Consider the following 22,555-nt stretch of genomic DNA (forward strand, 5'->3'; position numbering starts at 1 on the left):
AGTGGGACGCCTTTTTTGTCCCGAAAGACTAATCGTCACGGTATGAACTAATCATCTTGCTTCTTTTTGCGCTTTGCAAGGCCAAAGAGGCTCGTTAATGTCGCCATTCCTAAGCCGAGCATTGCGGATGTCTTAGAAGCATCGTTACCAGTTTGTGGTAACTTCTTCGCCGCAGCGTGGTCCTTACCGTCACTATCACCCTTAACGGTTGTGTCAGTTGTCGTAACAGTAGCGTTAGCTTGACCGTTATCTGATGTTTGTTCGCCAGTATTAGTAGTGTCAACTGCTACCTCAGTATTATCTGTTGTATCAGGCAGTGAATCTTCACTAGTCGTGTCTTGATCCGCTGCTGGAGTTGGCACAGTGATCGTTACCGTTACCTGGGTAACTGATCCATCTGGGTATTTCACATCGACAACTTCCTCGTGATCACCATAAACCTTCACGTCCTGAACGACCTTGGCTAAGTCATGCCATTCGTAGCTAGTGCCAGCTGGCAAGTCAGCCTTGTTGGTAATCAAGTCCGCTGGGGTTGGAACCTGACCGTGTGGGGTCGTTACTGGTTTAACTTGTGGAGCAACCTTATCAACCGGACTTGCTGGTTCATTGACGTGAACCGTCGTTGAAACCTTATCCTGTGAACCATCTGGGTAAGTTACCACAATCGTTACCGTCTTGTCGCCCGGCGTCGTGGTATCTGGAGTGGTCTCCCAATCGCAATGAGTTCCGGCTGGCAGATCATCCTTATTCTTAATCCCATCTGCTGGGTCTGGCAGATTACCTGGTTCAACAGTGATTACTTGACCGACTGGGTTGTTCTTATCAGCGTCAGATAGTGCAGGTGTGTTGTCCTTAACGTGGATTGTTACTGGAATTTCATCCTTAGAACCATCTGGGTAAGTGACTTCAATCACAGCAGTTGTGTCACCTGGCTTCGTGGTATCAGGGGTCTTACCGTCCTTCCAAGTGTAGGTCGTCTTCGCACCTGGGTTCTGTGGATCAGTAAGCTTGTCCAAGTCACCCGCATTGGCAATCCCGTCCTTTGGATCTGGGGTTTCGCCTTCGTTGACAATGATCTCTTGAACCTTCGGCGTATTTTGATCCGCTTGCGTTGGGTTCTTCGTATAGGTAACGTCCGTTGGGATCTCAATTGGATCGTGGCCCGGAATTGTTACGGTTACACTTGTCTTTTGACCGTCACCCTTCTTCGTTGGATCTGGCGTTTGGCCCTTCGTCCATTCAACATTTGTACCTTCTGGCAACTTAGTTGGATCGTCAATGACATCAGTTGGTGTCTTAGGATCAGTTACTGAAGGCTTTACAGAAACAACCACAATTGTAACTGTTGGGTGGTCAACCGATGGATGTTCTGCAGTATTGTCTGGGTAAGTGACTGTTACTGGAACAGTGATTACGTCAGTTGATTGACCTTCAGGAACGGTTACCGTAATGGTACCAGTTGATGGATCAACATTAATCCAGTCTGGTGTTTCTGGGTCCGTCGTGTAAGTTACCTTACCAGTTGGGTGTTGACCATCTGGGTATTGAACATCAGTCGTCGTTGTCTTACCTGGCATTGTCACAACTGCTGGGTAAGATGGGCTGTACTTGTCAGCGTCAGATGGTGCAGGCGTGTTGTCCTTAACGTGGATCGTTACTGGAACTTCATCCTTAGAACCATCTGGGTAAGTGACTTCGATCACAGCCGTTGTGTCACCTGGCTTCGTGGTATCTGGTGTCTTACCGTCTTGCCAAGTGTAAGTTGTCTTCGCATCTGGGTTCTGTGGATCAGTAAGCTTGTCTAAGTCAGCTGAGTTCTCAATCCCGTCCTTTGGATCTGGAGTTTCACCCTCATTGACGGTGATGTCTTGAACCTTCGGTGTGACTTGATCCGCTTGTGTTGGGTTCTTCGTGTAAGAAATCTCAACTTGTGGATCCTTGTAGCCATCAGTGACATTGTCAACCGCTGGCACTTCGGTGTGACTTGGCGTGTAACCAGCAATCGTTGGTACAGTAACCTTATCAAAGCTACCAGTCGTCCATGGGTTGAATGTTACCTTCTTAGTTACTTCGTCGTAGGCCCCAGTTCTCGTGATCGTAATCGTTTGACTCATGTCAACCTTGCTACCATCTGGCTTCGTGACCGTGATTGTCCGGGTAAGCTCTTTAGCAAAGTCACTAGTCTTGTAACCTGCCGGAACGTGGTCCTTATCAGCTGCCGTAGTAGTGTGAACAACGTGGATCGTTACCGGCTGGTTGTCAGCAGTGAAGGTGTAATTAGTTGGGAGCGTTTGATCCGCAGCTAATTCGTAACCACTAGGTACTGCTAGACCAGTAGCCTTTGTGTCACCAGTGTTACCAGCAAGGATGATGGTTTCAACCAACTTGCCGTTCGCTGTATCATCAACGAACTTGAAGGCAACGGATTGATCACCGGCGTTGTAGTTGATTGTCACGTCATGGTTAGTCCAGTCAGTGATTTCAGCATTTGTTGGTGTAACTTCCGGCGCAGTCTTATCAGCCGTGTAACCCTTGATTTCTGGTGCAGCAACTGCAGCAAACTTAGCTTGCGCTGGGTCAGCTGGTGTCCAGTTACCATAAGTTACTTCACGGGTTACATTATCGATTGCCGCATTCCGCTTGTAGCTAAGCTGTTGCGTAATCGTGTTCTTCGTGCCATCTGGGTTAACAATCGTCACCGTTCTGCTGATCGTCTTGTTCAAGTCATCGTAATCAACACCTGCTGGGTAATGTTGATCCTTCGTGCCTGGAATCTTGTCACCTGGCTTCTTCGGATCGTCAGGATTTACCGTGGTTTCACCATGCTTGATGGCAACGTTGATGGCAGTGTCCTTGTCAGGTGCTGGGATCGTGAAGTCACTTGGCGTGTCAACTAATTCCCAACCATCGGGAACCGGAACATCTGAACCATGCTTCTGCTCATCGGTCTTACCAGTTACTTGCGCATCTGGAACACCGGCATCGTTGCCGTCCTTATCAACATAATGGAATGTTTGGTGAGAATCGTCAGCCGTGTAGGTGATGTTAACCGGCGTATCAACGTACTTGTCAGTGACATTTTCAACTGCTGGAACTTCAGTTTGACTTGGCGTGTAACCATCAACAGTTGGAATATCTGTTACCTTGTCAAACTTACCAGTTGACCATGGGTTCCAGTTGATATCACCAGTAGCTTCGTCGTAAGTACCAGTTCTTTCAAGAGTGATCGTTTGACTCTTGTTGATCTTAGTACCGTCTGGTGTAGTTATGGTGATTGTCCGCGTGATGTTCTTAGTGAATTCACTCTTATCATGACCCGCAGGAACGTGGTCCTTGTCGGCCGGTTGAGTAGCGTGAACTAAGTGAATTGTTACTGCTTGGTTATCGTCAGTAAAGGTGTAGTTAGCAGGAAGAGTTTCATCCTTCGCTAATTCATAACCATTAGGTACTGACAAGTTAGTAGCCTTCTTTTCACCAGTGTTACCTGCAAGAGTGATAGTTTCAACTAACTCACCATTCTTATCATCATCAACGAACTTAAATTCAACTGATTGATCACCAGCAGTGTAGTTAATAGTTACATCATGATCTGCCTTTACCCAGTTACTAATTTGAGCATTAGTTGGTGTTACTTCTGGAGCAGTCTTATCGGCCGTGTAACCCTTGATTTCTGGTGCAACAACTTCTTCAAACTTAGTTAGAGCTGAATCAGTTGGTGTCCAGCTACCGTAAGTTACCTCATGAGTAACTTTATCGACAGTAGCGTTTCTCTGGTAACTCAATTCTTGGGTAATTATAGACTTAGTACCATCTGGCTTAACAATCGTAATCGTTCTATTGATTGTCTTGTTTAAGTCATCATGGTCAATACCAGCTGGGTAATGTTGATCATTTGTGCCTGGAATCTTATCTCCTGGCTTCTTTGGATCATTAGGATTTACCGTAATTTCACCATGCTTGATGGCAACATTGATGGCAGTGTCCTTATCAGGTGCTGGGATCGTGAAGTCACTTGGCGTGTCAACTAATTCCCAACCATCTGGAACCGGAACATCTGAACCATGCTTTTGTTCATCGGTCTTACCAGTTACTTGAACATCTGGAACACCGGCATCGTTGCCGTCCTTATCAACATAATGGAATGTTTGGTGAGAATCGTCAGCGGTGTAGGTGATCTTAGTATCTGGATCAGTCCAGTTACTAATCTCATCATTAGTTGGTGTCTTAGCATCAACCTTAGTTTGACTAGCAGTATAGCCATCAACCGTTGGCACAGTAAATTCTGCAAAACCGTCTTTGCCAACAGTCTTAGGAGTCCACTCACCATAAGTTACTGAACCATCAACATCATCAACACTTGCTGTTCTTTGGAAGCTAAGTGTTTGAGTGGTCTTGTGTTCGCCAGTCTTAGGATCAGTTACAGTGATCGTTCTAGTAATGGTCTTATTAAGATCATTTTCGTGAGCACCTTGGATTTCCTTACCAGTTGACGTCTTGTCTCCTGGCTTCTTAGGATCAGTTGGTTGAACAGTAGTCTTGTGGTGTTCAACCTTGACCGTGATGTCTTGGTTATCCTTAGCCTTGAAAGTTACAGTTTCTGGTACAGATTGGCCTTGACTTAAAGTCCAACCTGTTGGAATTTGAGCAGTTACGTTAACTGTTTGGTCAGTCGTACCGTCTACCTTTTGTTTACCAACTTCATTCCCATCTTTGTCTTGGTAAATAATGTTGATTGATTGAGCATTGGCAGTGTAAGTAATGTTTACTGGTGTATCTACGTACTTGTCAGTGACATTGCTCTCAGCTGCAACACTTGCTTGACTTGGAGTGTATCCATCAACAGTTGGTGCGACATATTCGTCGAAGCTACCCTTAGTCCAGTCACCGAACACTATCTTCTTGGTTATTTCATCATAAGTACCAGTTCTGGTGATGGTAGTTGTTTGACTATGATCTTCTGGAGTCGTCTGACCAGGCTTAGTAACTTTGATTGTCCGAGTGATGTCCTGAGTGAAGTCAGCCTTAGTGTAACCATCTGGAACATGGTCCTTGTCAACAGACTTAGTTGCATGAGTTACTTTAATTTGAATTGGCTGTGCATTAGGAGCAAATGTGAAGCTCTTAGTGTAGTCGCCATCAAGTTGGTAACCTTCAGGGATGTTCAAGAGAACTTGACCATCTTCTGCAGTACCAGCAGCAATCAATTGCTTAGTTTGACCAGTTTGACCACCGTCAACAGTTTGCGTACCAACGACTTTATTGTTATCGCCTGGGAATGAACTTACGTATTCAATCTTTTGGCTCAAACCACTTTGGGCGCGGTAAGTAATTTCGTGGATATTCTTAGCGTCATCCCACTTGGTAATTGCATCGTTGCTCAAGGTTGGAGCTGAAACAGTTGAACCATCCTTACCGTCAACTTGAGCAATGTAACCATCCTTACCAGTTGCGTTTACAGCATCGAAGCTACTCTTTGAGCCCTTCTTAGCAGTCCAATTGCCATAAGTTACTTGTCCAGTAACTTCGTCAATGTCAGCTGTTCTTTGGAAGTTCAAAGTTTGTGAGTTCAATTGCTGCTTAGCTTGACCTAGAAGAGTTTCGTTAACTACTTGCGTAATTGACTTATTCAAATCAGATTCACTAACGCCACTTGGATACTTAGGACCATCTGGATTCTTAGGATCGATTGGATCAGTAGGATTCTTTGGCTGATCTGGATTTACAGTAATGTGACCATGCTTGATCTTAACGTTGATTGCAGTATCTGTTGCAGGAATTGTGAAGTCCTGGATTGGATCTACTAATTCCCAACCTGCTGGAATAGTAACGTCTGAACCGTGCTTTTGATCACCAGTCTTACCAGTTATAACAGCATCAGGAATCTTGTTACCATTCTTATCAACAGCGTCCTTACCATCTTCAGTAATGAAGTGGAATGATTGCTGTGATTCATTAGCCACATAAGTAACTTTAACCTTTGGATCAGTATAGTTTGAATCAACAGTTGCTACTGCTGGAACTTCTGTAGCATTATTTCCATCAACTTGACTAGTGTAGCCATCTTTTTGTGGAACATCTACTTTAGCAAATGAAGAAGTAGTCCAGTCTCCGTAAGTAATCTTGCCAGTTACTAAGTCTTTATTAGCAGTTCTGGTCAAGGTTACTGTTTGACTTGCATCCTTAGTTGAACCATCTGGATTAGTAATAGTGATAGTTCTCTTAACTTCCTTATGAGTCATTTCGTGAACTGTCTTATTACCATTATCCTTGTCTTGTTCATCATCAGCAGGAGTGCCATGCTTGTGAACTAAGTGAATAGTAATCGCAGCATTGTCCTTAGCGCCAAACTTGTATGAAGTTGGAATCTTTTCATCCTTAGCTAATTCATAGTTGTCTGGAATTGTGATGCTCTTAGATGGATCAATTGTTTCGTCAGTCTTACCAGACAAGGTAATATCTGTACCAACTTGTTTGCCATTTGCATCATCGTCGACAAACTTAGCAGTGGTTGATTGATCATTGGCAGTGTAAGTCAAGACAACAGTGTAATTGTCTACTGGTTTACCATCTTTCAAACCAGATTGTTCAGGAATATAAGTCTTACCATCCTTAACTTCTGGTTCGGCATTTGTCATTGTTACGGTGTAACCAGCTGGAATATTAGTGTTTACTTCACTGAATGCAGTTGCACCGTTATCCATATTTGACTTCCAGTCACTGTATTGTACAGCGTTCGGATCCCCAGCTACTTGCTTAGCTAAGTCAACAGTCTTAGTTCTGTAGAAAACAAGCTTTTGAATTCCGCTCTGGTTAGGTTGTTTGCCTGGAGCAGTAGTCGTTGTCCAAGTACGAGTTACTTCACGGTAAACATCGTTATCGTGGTGACCTTCAGTGTTGCCAGCCGTAGTTTGAATATCGTGAGTTACCTTAATTTGGATTGCTTGAGACCCAGGTTCAAAAGTAAAGCCAGATGGATACTTGTTTTCATAGAACTTATACCCTTCAGGAAGTTGTAGCTTAAATTGACCATTAGCAGCATTACCATCAATGATGAAGACAATGTGATCACCAGTCTTACCACCAGTTACATCTTGACTACCAACAACCTTATTATTGTCACCTTCAAATACACTTACGTATTCAACTTTTTGAGTTAATCCAGTTTGTGCATTGTAGTTAACAGTAATTGTGTAATTGTCAACAGGCTTGCCATCCTTCAAACCAGACTGAGATGGAACATACTTATCTCCATTCTTGTCTGTCAAAGTTACATTTTCTGAACTTGGAATGTAACCAGAAGCGATAGTCTTGCCATCTGTATTCTTTGAAACATTAAATTCATCAAATGCTGTCTTATCGTCTTTAATGTTTGACTTCCATTCGCTGTATCTATCAGCATCAGTTACTTCATCATGAGTCTTAATTCTGTAGAACTCTAATGTTTCAGTTGCCTTACCTGGAGCAGTAGCATTTGGAACATTCATGATAATGGTCCGAGTTACCTTCCGATATACATCGGTATTATTTTGATCATGACGTCCGTCAGTGACAGTCTTCTTGTGTTCAACCTTAACTTTAATTGGATCATGTCCATTAGCTGTAAAGGTGATCTGCGGATTGATTGTTTGTCCACCAACAAGTTTCCAGTTCGTTGGAACATTATTCTCAATATTGGTATCAACCTGTTGACCAGTAGTACCACTGATCGTGTAACTCGTTGATGAACCATCAACATTCTTAACTTCATTACCATTAACATCTACATAAGTAATAGTAGTTGAATGCGTATCAGCCGCGTAAGTAATATTTACAGTGCTATTTCCAACTGGTTGACCGTCTTCACCCAATGCTGATGCAGTTGGAACGTACTTATCACCGTTCTTATCAGCCAAAGTTACATCACTTGAAGTTGGAGTGTAACCAGATACATATTCCTTACCTTCAGGGTTTCTTGAAACATTGTATTCAGCAAATGAAGTTGATGGATCAGTAGTTGCTGATTGCCATGCACTGTAAGTAGTGTATTCGTCAGCGCTCTTACCAGCTGCCTTCAATGCTTCATCAACTGTCTTAGTTCTGTAAAGTTTTACAGTTTGTGTAATAGGTTGATCTGCCTTACCAGGCATTTGGAAGTTGATTGTACGAGTTACTTCACGGTATACGTCAGGATTATCAGTGTATTGATGTCCATCAGTTACATCCTTCTTGTGTTCAATGTAAACAGTTTGGTCTGGGTTATTCTTTGGATCTCCATTAAATGGAATGGTCGTTGGAATATTAGTGTTTGGTACGATCGTCCATCCAGCTGGAACTTCTAACTTAGTAGTCCCTTCTTTACCATCTTGACTCATGGTGATGTTCGTACCGGTCTTACCAGTTACAGTTTGAGTATGAACAGTCGTTGGATTTGCTGGATCACTGTTATCGACAAAGTTAATATTTACAGTTTGTTCATTAGCTTCATAAGTTACTGTGTAAACTGTGCTTTCTGGTGAATCAGTAGTAAGTGTAGTACCAGTAATTACATTAGTAGTTGAAACAACATTGTTAACCTTTGCAGTGTAACCTGCTTTGGCAATGTCAGTATCTGGAATAGTTACTTGCTTGCCAGTCCAGTCACCATAAGTTACATGACCAGTTGCTTTATCCTTAGTAGCTGTCCGAGTAAAGGTTGCACTAGTATTAACACGATCAGTTGTCTTACCATCAAATACTTCAGTAACCTTGTAACTAACAGTCTTGGTAGCCTGAGTATCAGTACTTGAAACATCTTCAGTATCGTGAACTAAGTGAATCGTTACTGGCGTGTTATTCGCCTTAAACTCGTAGTGTTCAGGAATACTGTTACCTGCAGCTAACTTGTAGTTTTCAGGCAATGTCAAACCAGTAGCAACTGTTTCACCAGTTGTACCCTTTAATACCTTAGGGGTACCAACTGTCGCACCATTATTGTCATCGTCAACAAAAGTAAAGGTCATTGAACCGTTGTTGGCATTGTAAGTAATGGTCTTGTTAGGATCTTGCCAATTAGTGATTTGAGCATTATTTGGTGTTTGAGCAGCTACCTCAGTTTCAGTTGGAGTGTAACCTTCAATAGCTGGAACTTCGATCTTACTAAAGCTATTCTTACTGCTATCCTTTGGAGTCCAGTCACCGTACGACTTAACTTCACCAGTTACAGTATCAATCGTTGCAGTTCTACTGTAAGAAATTGAGTCAGTCTTATCAGTTTCTGTCTTATCTGGATTTACAATCTTAACAGTTCTAGTAATGGTCTTGTTCAAATCATTTTCTGTAACACCAGTTTGATACTTAGGACCTTCTGGATTCTTAGGATCGATTGGATCGCCAGGGTTCTTAGGATCGGTTGGTTGAACAGTGATTTCACCATGCTTAACCTTTACCGTAATCGGCGTATCAGTTGACTTGATAGTTACGCTTGAAGGAACCTTGTTGTTCGGATCAGTAGTATCAAGAACCCAACCAGCTGGAAGGCTTGGAGTTACTGAAACTTCTTGATCAGTCTTACCAGATATAGTTTGGTCGCCGACTTTGGTACCTTGACCATCAACGTAATTGATAGTTTGAGTACCTTCGTTAGCCGCGTAAGTAACGTTGATCGTTACATTGTTAGTTGAACCAGTTACTGCTGTGTTTGCTGGAACCTGATTGCCGGTTAATGCAACTTGGGCACCATTACCATCAGTTGCTGATGGAGTGTAGCCAGCTTTAGCAACATCAACTACCTCCCAAGTACCAGAAGTTTGATCAGTTAATTGGTTGCCATTCAAGACTTTCCATTCACCGTACTTACCTTCAACGAACTTGCCAGTAGCTTGATCGTAAACACCAGTCCGGCCGAAGTGAACGGTTTGAGTGGCTTTTTCTTGGCCATCAACATTAACAGTTCTAGTTACGTCCTTGAACAAGTCACCATACTTATCCTTAGTTACGCCTTCATCACCAGGAGTCAAGTTCTTAGTAGCATCTTGGTAAGTTACTTGAATAGTAGCATTCTTGGTTTCTGAAGTTACCGCTTGTTCAGCAACTGAAGTAGCCTTAGTACCATCTACTAATGAATCGTAGTTGGTAATTTGTTCAACGTCCTTGGCATCCCACTTAGCAGATTGACCATCAGCAAGTGTCCAAGCAACAGGTGTCTTATTACCATCTTTGTCAGTGTAGTAAGAGTTGCCCTTACTGTCTTTACGGATGTAGTGAACAATTTGCACTTGATCTGCGATTGCATCATGACCTGCTGGAACAGTGTACTTAATAGTACGAGTTACGTACAAGTTACTATCATCGTTGGTCTTACCGTCACCCTCAGTATACTTGTGAGGAGTGGTAGTTTCAGTGTAAACAACCTTAACTGTGCTTGGCTGAGTTGCGCCAGTGTTCTTGTCATCCTTGTCATTAGCACCTGCGGAAACAGTTACTTCTGGAATTGAAGTTGCTGACTTGTCGTCAATAGTAATAGCTGGAGTGTAGACTGCACCATCACTACCATTAATTGTTGGCACATCTACAGCTGACCACTTGCCATCACCTTCTGCAACTCTCCATGGGTTGTAGGTAATCACATCAGTAACAGGATCCTTGTGACCAATGTTGCCGTCATTATCTACACGAGTGAACTTAACGGTTTGAGTTCGGTCCTTGTAAGTATCTTGCTTATCACTTGGAACACCTTCAAAGGTGATGGTACGAGTGATTTCCATTTCAGCTTTATGAGTATCATCAGCATTAACTGGAATATCAGCATTCTTAGTGTAAGTGATCGTAATTGTAGTTGAAGGAGTATCTCCAGTTACATCTTGTGCTGATAATCCACTTTCACCTAATGTAACAGGATTGTTCTTTTCGTCCTTAGCTGAAGCAGTGTAACCCTTTTGGCTAACTGGGTAGTTTGCCCAGTTCTTGGTTTCACTAGTTACTTTCCAAGGATTCATTTGGGCCTTACCATCAACGATGTAACCAACATTGCCCTTGTCATCTACACGGCTAAATGAAACAGTTTGATCTGTAGTCTTCTTACCAGATTGCAAATTATCAATAATTGTCCGAGTTACATTCTTGGTTGCCGGATTATCATCGCTAGCTGTAATTGGTGTCTTAGTTTCAGTGTAAGCTACATTTACTGTACTGTTTAGAGTTGCGCCAGTGTTCTTATCTTCCTTATCGTTAGTACCTGAGGAAACAGTTACTTTATCAATTGAACTTGCTGTCTTACCATCAATGGTAATAGTTGGCGTGTATTCTGCACCACTTTCTTCAGTGATCTTTGGTGCTGATACCGCTGCCCATTCGTTAGAACCATTATCCTTCACTACCCATGGGTTGTAAGTAATTTCTCCAGTTACTGCATCCTTGTGTCCGATGTTGCCATCTTTATCTGCACGGGTAAAGGTGATGGTTTGAGTCACGTTCTTGTAAGTATCTTGCTTATCAGCTGGAACACCTGTAAACGTTACTGTACGAGTGATTTCCATTTCTGCTGGATGATTAGTTTCATCTGCTTTAACTGGAATGTCCCCTTGCTTTTGGTAACTTACAATTACATCTGCACCATTTTGTGGTTCGCCATCTGTTACAGTTACTGCTGCAGCATTTACCGCCTTACCCTTCTCGTTATTAATGTATGAGTCGTAACCCTTGATTTGCGTTACTTCGTCGATACCTGGGAAGGTTGCGGTTTCTCCATCAGCTAGTCTCCACTCGTTCATTTGGGTTTGTCCGTTAACAACGTATCCGACGTTACCCTTGTCATCTAGACGAGTGTATTCAACTCTTTGAACTTGATCTGCAATTGCAGCTTGACCTTCTGGAACAGTGTACTTAATAGTACGAGTTACTTCCATAGTTGCCTTAGTTGCTGGATCATCATCGTTAGCTGTAATTGGTGTCTTTGTTTCTACATAGTTAACAGTTACGGTAGTATTCTTTGTTTCTGCATTTACAGTAGTATCTGCTGGAACTTCAGTTACATCCGTACCGTTAATTTGTGGAGTATATTCAGCACCAGTCTTATCGTCAGTTACCTTAGAAACTGGAACAGCCTTCCATGCTTGACTATCATCGGCCAACTTCCAGTCATTCCATACTGGTTCGCCGCCGTTAACATTCTTGTAACCGTCACGGACATAGTGAACAGTTTGAGTTTCACTAACACCAGTTAAGCCTTCTGGTAAACCAGTTGAAGTGATTGTACGAGTGATGTACAAGTTAGTGTCATCATTGGTCTTGCTATCTGAAGTTGCAATGTGTTCACCAGTCTTGAAGCTTACTGGAATGTCTAAGTGAGTACCATCAGTAAATGTGTATTCAAGAACACCAGAAGTATGACTAGTATCAAACTTGCCGTCTACACCTGGCTTAGTCTTCCAAGCTAAAGTTGCGCCAGCAATAGAACCTGCATCAGCATTTGAAAGGTATTGGTCAAGACCTGTTGTTGGAACAGCATCCTTAACATTTACAGGGATATCTGTTTTACCTGTTGCACCTTGAAGCGTTACTGATACAGACTTAGTAGCAGTGTTACCACTTTCAGCAATACCAGCCTTAACTGCGTCACTATCGGCACCGAAAGTGATCGTTACGTCATGGTTAGCAGTTGAAGTTGCAGTGCTGTTTGCGTCAACAGTATTTACATCCCATGAAGCAGTTACGCCAGTCTTTGAATCTGAACTTGGAGTTGCAGAAATCTTACCATTTTCAATCTTGTAAGTTTCAACACTCTTGAGGGCAACACTTGCATCAGTTGCTGCATTCTTATCTGAAGTCTTGTGACTAGTTACTGGTTGAGTTGTTACGATTACAACACCCTTGTCATTTGAGATAACAGTTTGATCTGTATCTGGAATGACTACTGGAACAGTGGTTACAACTGTCTTAGGTTCATCTTCACCGTCAACCTTAGGATAAGTGATGACAACAGTTGGGTTGTAGATGCCTGGCTCAGTTGGTACACCATCTGGGTTTTCCCAAGTTACTGTTGATGGGTAACCTGGGTTAGTGCCATCTGGATGCAAGTTAGTTACAGTCTTAGTAATATCTGGCGTTACACCAGGAGTTACCACGATTGGCTTAATAACTGGATTTTCAGTGATAACAACTGGAACCTTGATCGTTTGGTCTTCGCCAGATGGGTAATGAACTGTTACTTCAACTTCAGTCTTGCCTGGAGTCTTAGTGTCAGGAGTACCATCTTTCCACGTTACCGTAGTTGGGTAACCAGGAACATCATCCTTCTTATTAGCAATTGCAGTTGATGGATCTGGGTTAGGGGTGTTTTCGTCAATTCTAATTGGCTTAACGTCAGGCGTTGCGTTAACTGTTACTGTCGTTGTAACCTTGTCGGTTGTACCATCTGGATAAGTAACAGTTACCTCAACATCATGTTGACCTGGAGTTGATGGGACTGGATCTTTGCCCTCAGTCCAAGTGTATTCAGTACCTTCAGGAACATTCTTAATTGAATCTGGATCTACTGAGTTCTTTGGATCTGGAACTTCATCACCTTGGCTGATGGTTGTTTCCTTACCAGTTGGTGTGTAAGCATCGTCATCCCCAGTTACCGTCATGTTTTCCTTAGGAATGGTTACATCCAAGTAAGTTGCATCTTCACCATTCTTATCAGTGAATGTGATACGGATTACGCCATCGGCAGTCTTAGTAGGCTTAGTTTGCCATGCAGTTGAAGCAATTTGCTTACCATCGATATTACTGTTAACTAAAGCAGTAAATTGAGCATCAGTTAAATCTGAACCAAGCTTAATTTTTACCGGAACCTTTGAGTTGTCCTTAGCTTGTGCACCAGCAGCGGTAATGTCGAAAGTATTAGTCGTTACAGTCTTTGCAGCATTGCCTAATACATCATCAGCAACAGAACCAAGATCAACGTTGACACTTTCGCCTTTGATCTTCTTACCATCGGCACTTGCTGTAGTTACAGTAGTGTTGATTGGGGTAGTCCAACTTGCAGTAACATTTGCCTTATCAATAGTAGTTGGCGTTGTAGCAATCTTGCCATCTTTATCAATCTTGTAAGCATCAATTGACTTGATTGCATCCTTAGCATCGATTACTTGGGTCTTGCCACTAGTTTCGTGTGCCTTAACTGCAGCAGGATCAGTAGTAATAATTACATAACCATGATCGCCCTTAATGATGGTTTGATCTTCACCGGCAACAACCAATGGAACAGAAATAGTCGTAGTTTCACCAGGAACCTTAGGATCAACACTTGGGTAACTTACCTTAACATCAACGTTAGTTACGCCAGGTTTTAATTCAGGAGTTCCATTTGCCCATTCAACTTTAGTTGGATATCCAGCTACGCCATCCTTGTTGTAGTTCGTAATACCAGTTGAAGGTTCTGGAAGCTTACCATCAGTAACAACAATTGGTGTTACCTGTGGCTTTTGGTTAACAAGAATAGTAGTATTCTTGGTCTCCTTAGAACCATCTGGGTAACTAATGGTTATTTTTGCATCATGCTTACCTGGAGTCTTAATATCATCTTCAACAGTCTTTGGATCAGTCCAAGTTACTGTAGTGCCTTCTGGTAACTTAGTTGTGCCTTCTGGAACAGTATCAGTTGGCTTGTTAGTAACAACTGTTGATGGATCAGGAGTTTCACCTTCTGAAATAGTAATAGGCTTAGTTACAGGTTCATAAGTATCAGCACTGTTACCCTTTACAACAAATGAAACCGGAACATCTAACTTAGAACCATCAGTGAAGTTAACTGTAACCTTAGTATTAACGGTACCCAAACTATCTGTAGATGGAGCATCGCCCTTCCAAGTTACATTAGCTACTGCAGAATTATGTTCCGCGGTTAAAACAGAAGTATCAACTAATGCTGAAGGAGCTGGTAATGTATCAGCCTTACCATGAGTAGCAGTGACGCCGCTCTTAGCAGAAGCACCGTATAAGGTAACCTTAGCAGGAACTGAAACAGCCTTGCCATCAGCGATCTTGGCAGCTTCTGAGCCTTCTTTAAATGTAACGTTAACATTGTGTACTTGTTCCGCAGTAGTTGCAGTTGAACCCTTTTCAGCAACAATTGAACTTACTGTCTCTGCCCAGCTTGCATTAAAATCAGACGAAGCTTGCTTATTAAGCACTAACTTGTGGTTTTCATCGTAAGTGTAAACATCAACATGATCAATTGCCTTATCAGCACCAGCTACTTCCTTATCAGAAGTCTTGTGCGTAACAATTGGCTTGCTAGTTACGATTACTACACCGTTTTCATTTGAAATTGCAGTTTGACTTGATGGATCAGTGACAACTACTGGAATTTCTACAGTTTGATCTTCGCCTGCTGGGTAGTGAACCTTAGCTTGGACGTATTGAACACCAGTCTTAGTAGTATCTGGAGTAGTTTCCCATTCAGCACTTGAAGGATAACCATCAACCGCGGTTGTTCCACCATCTTTGTTAAGATTGTCAATCCCATTATTAGCTACTGGCGTCTTACCCTTTTCCACTGTAATTGGCTTAACTGTTGGTTTAGCATTTACAGTTACGTGAGTAGAAACCTTGTCTTGAGAACCATCAGGGTAAGTTACGATTACAGTTGCATCATGCTTACCTGGAGCACTATCTGGAGTAGTTTCCCAGCTGTATTGTGTCTTCTTAGTAGGATCTGATAAATCAGTAACCTTGTCTAAGTCTGCACTATTGTCGATTGCACTCTTGGCTTCAGGAGTGGTGCCTTCTGTAACCACAACGTCCTTAGCGACTGGGGTATTCTCATCAGCTTTACTGATCTTAACAGTTACATTCAAAGGAACGTAATCTGAAGAACCATCAGCGTAAGTCACCTTAATCATTGATGGTTGAGTACCAACAACTGAAGTTACAGGTTCTGGTGACCAAACGTCAGTGGTCTTAACATCTTCTGGAATACCAGTAATTTGACCTGAGGCTGGGTGATCCTTCATATCTGCACCCTTATGAACAGTCAAATCATTAGCAGCTGGTTTGTAATAATCAGCCATTGAGCCAACTGTTACAACTACTGGAATGTCTTTTTGTCCAACGTGACCGTCACTTGACTTGTAAGTTGCCATAATTTCGGCACTTTGAACGCCTGGTTTAGTAGTATCCGGACTAGTTACCCAAGTGTACTCTACACCCTTTGGAGCCGTATCACCTTTTGGTAATTTAACAACTGTAGCGGCATCTGGAACACCTGCACCAGTTGGATCATATGGCAAGTTCAAGTTTTCTGCATATGGATTGTAAGTTGTATCGTTGTCAGTGATAGTAACTGGTACAACAACATTAGCAGTTTCACCATTTGGATAAGTTACTTGAACAATACCTGTCGTCTTACCTGGAACTGAAAGATCTGGGGTAGTTACCCAAGTGTAAGTTGCACCACTTGGTTGTGTACCCTTTGGCTGTGTACCACCATTAGTCCAGTCAATTACAGTTTTTGCATCAGGAACTACAGCTGGTCTTCTCTTAGTACCTTGTTTGATAACTTGTGGAAGTCCAGTTGGTGAGTTAGTCACGTTAACATTTACTGGAATGAGGTCTTTAGAGCCATCTGGATATGAAACTTCGACAACCGCTGGATGTGCACCCTTAGTGTAAACATCTGGTTCATTTGCCCAGTTGTAAGTTGGGGTAATTGATTTACCATCAGTATCTTTAGGTTGGCCATTTGTCCAAGTAATTGAACTTGAAGCTTCTGGCACCTTACCAATAACAGTATCTTGGTCGATACCCTTTGGAGAGTTTAAATCAGCTTCAGTCTTAGTTTCAGGAATCTGACCCTTTTCATCAGTAACTTTGACATTAACTGGAACATAGTCAATTGTCTTGTCGTTGTAAGTTACTTTAACCACTGAAGGAACAACCCCTGGCTTAGAAACATCAGGATCCTTAACCCAGCTATATGAAGCATCAGTTGGCAAAGTATCCTTATTAATGATTCCATCTTCAGCATTAACAGTTTGGTTAATCTGCGTTGTCAGATTTTGACCTTGAGGATTATACAAATCAGCTTGGCTCATAACCTTAATAGGAATAAAGACAAAGTCAGTTGATGGATGAGCAGCATCACTATCTTTATAAACAATAGTTGCTACTTTCCAGTTAAATCCTTCTGGAGTAGATACAAAGTTGCCGTTTGCGTCTTGTGCAGGATTTACTGAAGCGATTTTCTTTAAGACGTTGAAAGCATTTAATTCTGAATCACTTAATTTGGAAGTGTCTGTGTTTAAGCCATCTTTAAAATCAGTTACACTCCAATCTACGCCCCATTTGGAGTTAGTCCAATCAATAAGACTGTTATCACCTAAAATTGTTTGGTGATTTTGTGCAACTGTATTATCAGTATTAAGTATATCGTTAATACCGTTTTGCAAGTCTTGGGTATTTAAGTCTGCTACCTTATCACTAGTAGTCTTAGTGATTGTTTGAGTTTCAATTGAGTATTTGGTGTTGTCCTTAAACTTAACTGAATCGGTTTCACCCAATGTAATCCGCCGTGGTGACCACCAGTTAAAGTCATTGGTCAATTGAGCCAAACCAACACCGTGAACACCGGCCATTGATTTACCCGTGTATGAACCATTCTCGTATGAATATTTACCTTCAAATGGCGCCATGGTTACGGAACCATTTGATTGGTTAAATCTGCTACCAAAGTTGTGGTTTAAACCAGGTGCAGAACCGGCAGGCAAGAAGTTAGCATAGAAATCCCCACCGTTCATTTGGTTTCTCATACTTTCAATCCGCCAAGCTTCGGTTGGAGTATCCGTTCGATTATCTTTACTCCAAATTGCTAGAGGTGTACCAGCAACGCCAGCATCTTTAGCATTAATTACTAATTCGTTATCTGTCCCTTCAGTACGGAACATTGAACCATATTCTGAACCACGTCTTTGTAAGTTCACATAAGCAGGATTGTTAAATGTAATTCGGTTCTTTGAGTCCACACCGAACATCGTAATCAATCCGGCAAAGTTTACATTACGGTAATCTGAATCAATCCAGTCCAAACCGTTTGCGCTGGTGTGAATCAGCTTATCAAAATCATATTTTGTACTAGAAGAATCTTGTAAATCTAAGGTAGAACCTTCATTAACATTAACAATAAAGGTTTGCTTAGGGTTTCTAGAACGTCCACCAAAGGAGATCATCGGTGCAACACCACTGATATCCTCGCCTTCATTACCACGAACAACTCTTAAAGTACCATCCACAGTAAGTGTAAATGTATGTTCATATGGATTTACTGGGTAACCTGAATCACCGATCACAATTGGACCATAGTGGAAAAAGTCATTAGTGTAAGCAAGTGCTTCGTCTTTGGTATATCTCTTGTTATTGTCTTGACGAGTATTGATATTCAAAGTGGCATTTTTCTTGATGTCAATATCACCTGAATAAATACCACTGGAGTGACCTGTCCCCATTGTTAAGTCAAGATTTGCGCCTTCATTTAAAATTACGTTTGCAAAGATATTCTGACTGTACAAGAAACGTAAATTATGGCCTTCAGTCTTTTGATCGATTCCTTTATTGAAGATCATTGAAGAATTTTGACCCATGGTAAAGTTACCTTGACTGGCAGTTTGGTCTGATTCTGTACCTAGTTTGAATACATCATGGTCTGGTCCCTTCTGTTGTCCGCTAGTGCTAGTCATTGAAGGAATAGTGACATGAAGGGTGTTCTTCGAATTGTCAGCAATGTTAACGTTTTTGGCAATAAAGGCATCATCGTCAGCACTTGGTAAAGTTGCTGTCATGTTATTAACGCCGGCAATTGATAAATCAGCAGTCGTGTTAACTAACGTACCATTTGTAACAGATAAATTATTTAGGTTATTAAGGGCTACATCAGCAGTAGCAGTCTTTACAAGTGAACCATCAGTAATGGTACCTTCTGTAATGCCTTCAATGTTTACAGTGCTTCCAGCTTCGTTAATAAAACTACCGGAAGTGACCTTAAAGGCGTTATTGGTTCCCTTAACGTTGATTGGGCCGTCTGCTTTTACAATAAAGCTACCATTATCAACAGTGATATTGGAATCTTTAACGTCTACATTTGCAGCTTGTTCGACTGCATTTCCACTGTTCTTAACATTGAGAGTAGAGTCTTCAATGTTAACATTTACTGCTTGTTGAATAGCACTTGTACCAGTTACAGTGATGTTACTGTTTTTAACAACGGTATTAACAGCAGATGATCCTAAAACATTATCCACTAATGGTGATTCTTGAAGATTTGCAGTTACACCATCATAAGTAATCGTACTCTTCTTACCATTATCTGCTGACACGTTAAAGTGGAATGGGGCAGAACCTTTATGGGTACTTTCTGTATTAAGCTTTACGTCTTTAATCGTTAAATTCCAAGTCTGATTATCCTTGTAATCACTGTCATTTAAACTAATAAACCACTTACCCATGTCCATGGTGTGACCTTGACCGTCAATTGTTAAATCACGGGCAACACCATCTTTACTCGTAGTAGATAATTCGTACCACTGTAATTTATGTTTGGCAACCCAATCAAAGGCATTACGAGGAAAACCACCAGAGTATAAACCACCCTCAACATCACTACTGTCAAAAGTTAAAGGATTAAAATCAAGGTCTTTATCAAGTTTGATGGTTTTTACATCTTTATTAACAAAGGCTTTACTGAAGTCATCAAAATTGTCTACGGTAACAACGCCATTCTCATCAGGCGTAGTTGCTGCATACACACCCGTAGTCAAAGCCATCCGTTGCGCCATTGGCAACTTCTTTACCATGTCCCGCAGTTCTTGTCCTGCTGCAAGGCGTTCTTCGTCTGTCATTGAAGCTGCGTTTTGTTCAAGGTCCGCGTACTTCTTCTTAACCTCGTCCAGCGTTACCGGCGTGTTTGTGACCGTCGGTGCTGGAACATTTTGTTCTTTCTGCTGTTTCTCCTTATTAGCATCTAATAAGGACGCCTTGTCTGCTTCAGACAATTGCTTAAACTGCGATACAGCATCCTTTACAGCAGTTTGCCGTTGATTTTCGGACATTGAAGCCGCGTTTTCTGTCAAGTTTGTAAATGTTTGCTGAACCTGCTCTTTAGTAACAGTGCCAGCACTTGCCAACTTGTTGTCAACCTCCGCAGTGGTCTCTTCTGCGCCCTTTTGCGCCAAATTAGCAGATTTGTCCTGTGTCGTTGACGCTTGGTTAGCATCAGCTTCAGTCGCACTGCCTTCTTCACGGTCACTTGTGTTAACCGTCTCCCCCTGCTGATTAGCAGCTCCGGTCAGATCACTACTTTCAACCTTGCTGATGAACTCATCACTGATCGGTGACTTCTCAGTTTCAGGTTCAGCTTGCGTAGTAGTATCGTTACTAACAACTTGATTTCTTAAAACATGTTTGTCTTGTTCTTGATCAGTGCTTGTCCCGTTAGTATCGGCACCTTCATCATCGCCTACTGGTGTGTCATTGGCACTAGCAGTCGTGCCGGCCATGAACGTAAAACCAAGTAAGACAGAAGCTACCCCAACTGTCAGCTTCTTAATCGTAAACCGTTGCTTCTTCGGTTCTTGCTTGCGGAATTGTTCATTCCAATTATTTTTAGATAACATATTCTATCCCCCGATATCTGTAAACTAAAAAAATAAAATATTCTTGACACTTTGAGTTTACATGATTAACGCCAATTTTCAATTGATAGTTTAATGCCCTTTATTGAAACCTTGGTAAAATAATAATTATATTGTCATTTCACCCCTTTACATATGATGAATTTTTCATATGTTCAGTGAATTTTAATCGTCATTTATCACCATCACGGCTAGCAAACTACAAAAGGCCCCCTCGCATCCCCTATCCGGAAAATTGCGAGAAGGCCTTTTTTACATCCCTGTAAGCATCCTATTAACAATTATTTTCATTTATCGGCACTAGTGTCACTATCCATTAGCAAGCCATATAAGGCCCCCAATAAATTGGCTTCATTGCCAAACTTCGCTGCCATAATGTCGGGCATCGTCACGTCATCTTTGAGCCGCCGGTCACCCGCCTGCAAGCGAGCAAACTGGTGCTTAATCTCCGTAATCAGGACTGGCTGGGCGCTAATCCCCCCACCAATCAAGACCCGCTCTAAGTCCAGCATCGTTTGCATATTCAAAATCAGCACGGCAACCCGGCGACAAAAGTCAACAAAGACCGACCAGGCCCGTTCGTCATGCTGGTTAATTAGGTTAAAGACCTGGTGCCCGTCTGTCCGGTCAGCAATGTCACACTGGCGGGCAACCTGTTCAATCATCTTGACCGCAGAGGTGGTCGCCCCGACGGTCGAATAGTGCAGGACTGCCGCATCATGGTTAATTACCATTGCACTGAGTTCACCAGCCTGAAAGTGGGGACCATGGATCAGTTGATCATTGACGACAATCCCACCGCCAACGGAAGTCCCAAGGGTAATTACCGCCCCGTTGTGGACCCCCTTCAAGTTACCGAGCCACATCTCTGCCAGGGTAGCGCAATTTGCGTCGTTACCGACAAAGACGGGAAGCCCCGTCAGCTTTTTCACGTGGGCCGCAAGGTGAAAGCTGCCCATAAAGGACAGTGCACCGGTAAACCCAACCTTACCGCTTGCCGGGTCGACAATTCCCGGAACGCTAATACAGATTGCGCTGACCTGGTCCTTGGCGGCCTTGATCACCGTCTCTACCGCCGTGATAAAAGCCGTTTTTTCACGGGGAGTTGGTAAATGCCGCTTCGCAAAGATATTACCAGAATGGTCGATCCGCGCATACTTAATCGCAGTCCCCCCAATATCAATACTCAAATACTGTCGCTGCATTCTCCCACTCCCTTTCAACGATTACCTACATTATACTACCGAATTAATTTAGCGAACTAAGGCTGGCAGCTGGACCGCACAATATTTTTTAATCTCATCTTCTGGAATCACCCGGCTGCTATCGACCGCCCACATGAGAAGTACCCCGTAAAAGTGGGTCATTAGCATCCGTGCCATCTCGTCAACGCTCATGTTATTCGATAGTTCGCCCCGCTTTGACAGGGTGGTAAGCAGGCGCTCCAACCCCTTGAGGATAAACTGCAACTTTAACTGCTGCTGATTGTCCGGGATAACGACATAGCGGATCCACTCCCGCACTAAGACAATGTTTGCCTTGGTGCGGATGATCTGAATATAGCTCAGCAAATATTCCGTAATCGCCTCGCGGGCATTCAACCGTCCCAGCTCGTCCACCTTGTCGGTGACCTTAGCAAAGTACTCCTGACCAAGGGCGAGGACAAGGTCTTGCTTTTGGGCAAAATAGTTGTAAAAGGTTCCCTTGGCAACCCCGCAGGCCTTCGTAATGTCTTCAACTGCCACATTCTCATAGCCCCGTTGGTTGATGAGGCGGTCCGCTGTTCCTAGTAACTTTTTCCGCGTCTTTTCCGCCTTTTCTTCACGCTTCCCCATGATTGACACCTCATTTGTTTATCCCATTCTCTCAAATTCATCCTAGCAAATAAGTGACTAGCGGTCAATTAAAGCAAACAAAATAGGCCCGCCTGCCCG

3 protein-coding genes are annotated in these 22,555 nt (G+C 42.5%); all 3 read right to left on the reverse strand.

What is annotated here, in order from left to right:
• Positions 1 to 47: 47 nt before the first annotated feature.
• Positions 48 to 20,603, reverse strand: coding sequence for a Rib/alpha-like domain-containing protein (locus tag CZ502_RS04060; protein ID WP_076459819.1), 20,556 nt, complete (start codon positions 20,601 to 20,603; stop codon positions 48 to 50).
• A gap of 305 nt (positions 20,604 to 20,908) precedes the next feature.
• On the reverse strand, positions 20,909 to 21,826 hold the full coding sequence (locus CZ502_RS04065; RefSeq protein ID WP_076459820.1) for an ROK family protein: 918 nt from the start codon (positions 21,824 to 21,826) through the stop codon (positions 20,909 to 20,911).
• A gap of 48 nt (positions 21,827 to 21,874) precedes the next feature.
• Positions 21,875 to 22,456 carry a TetR/AcrR family transcriptional regulator gene (locus tag CZ502_RS04070; RefSeq protein ID WP_076459821.1) on the reverse strand — a complete coding sequence of 194 codons (582 nt, stop codon included), beginning with the start codon at positions 22,454 to 22,456 and terminating at the stop codon, positions 21,875 to 21,877.
• Positions 22,457 to 22,555 lie beyond the last annotated feature (99 nt).

Origin of the sequence: Limosilactobacillus caccae, from assembly GCF_900156885.1 — a bacterium.
GTDB lineage: Bacteria > Bacillota > Bacilli > Lactobacillales > Lactobacillaceae > Limosilactobacillus > Limosilactobacillus caccae.

What these genes read in the sequence shown, in the direction of transcription:
- CZ502_RS04070 (WP_076459821.1), bottom strand. Translation starts at nt 22,456, where the DNA reads ATGGGGAAGCGTGAAGAAAAGGCGGAAAAGACGCGGAAAAAGTTACTA.
- CZ502_RS04065 (WP_076459820.1), bottom strand. Translation starts at nt 21,826, where the DNA reads ATGCAGCGACAGTATTTGAGTATTGATATTGGGGGGACTGCGATTAAG.
- CZ502_RS04060 (WP_076459819.1), bottom strand. Translation starts at nt 20,603, where the DNA reads ATGTTATCTAAAAATAATTGGAATGAACAATTCCGCAAGCAAGAACCG.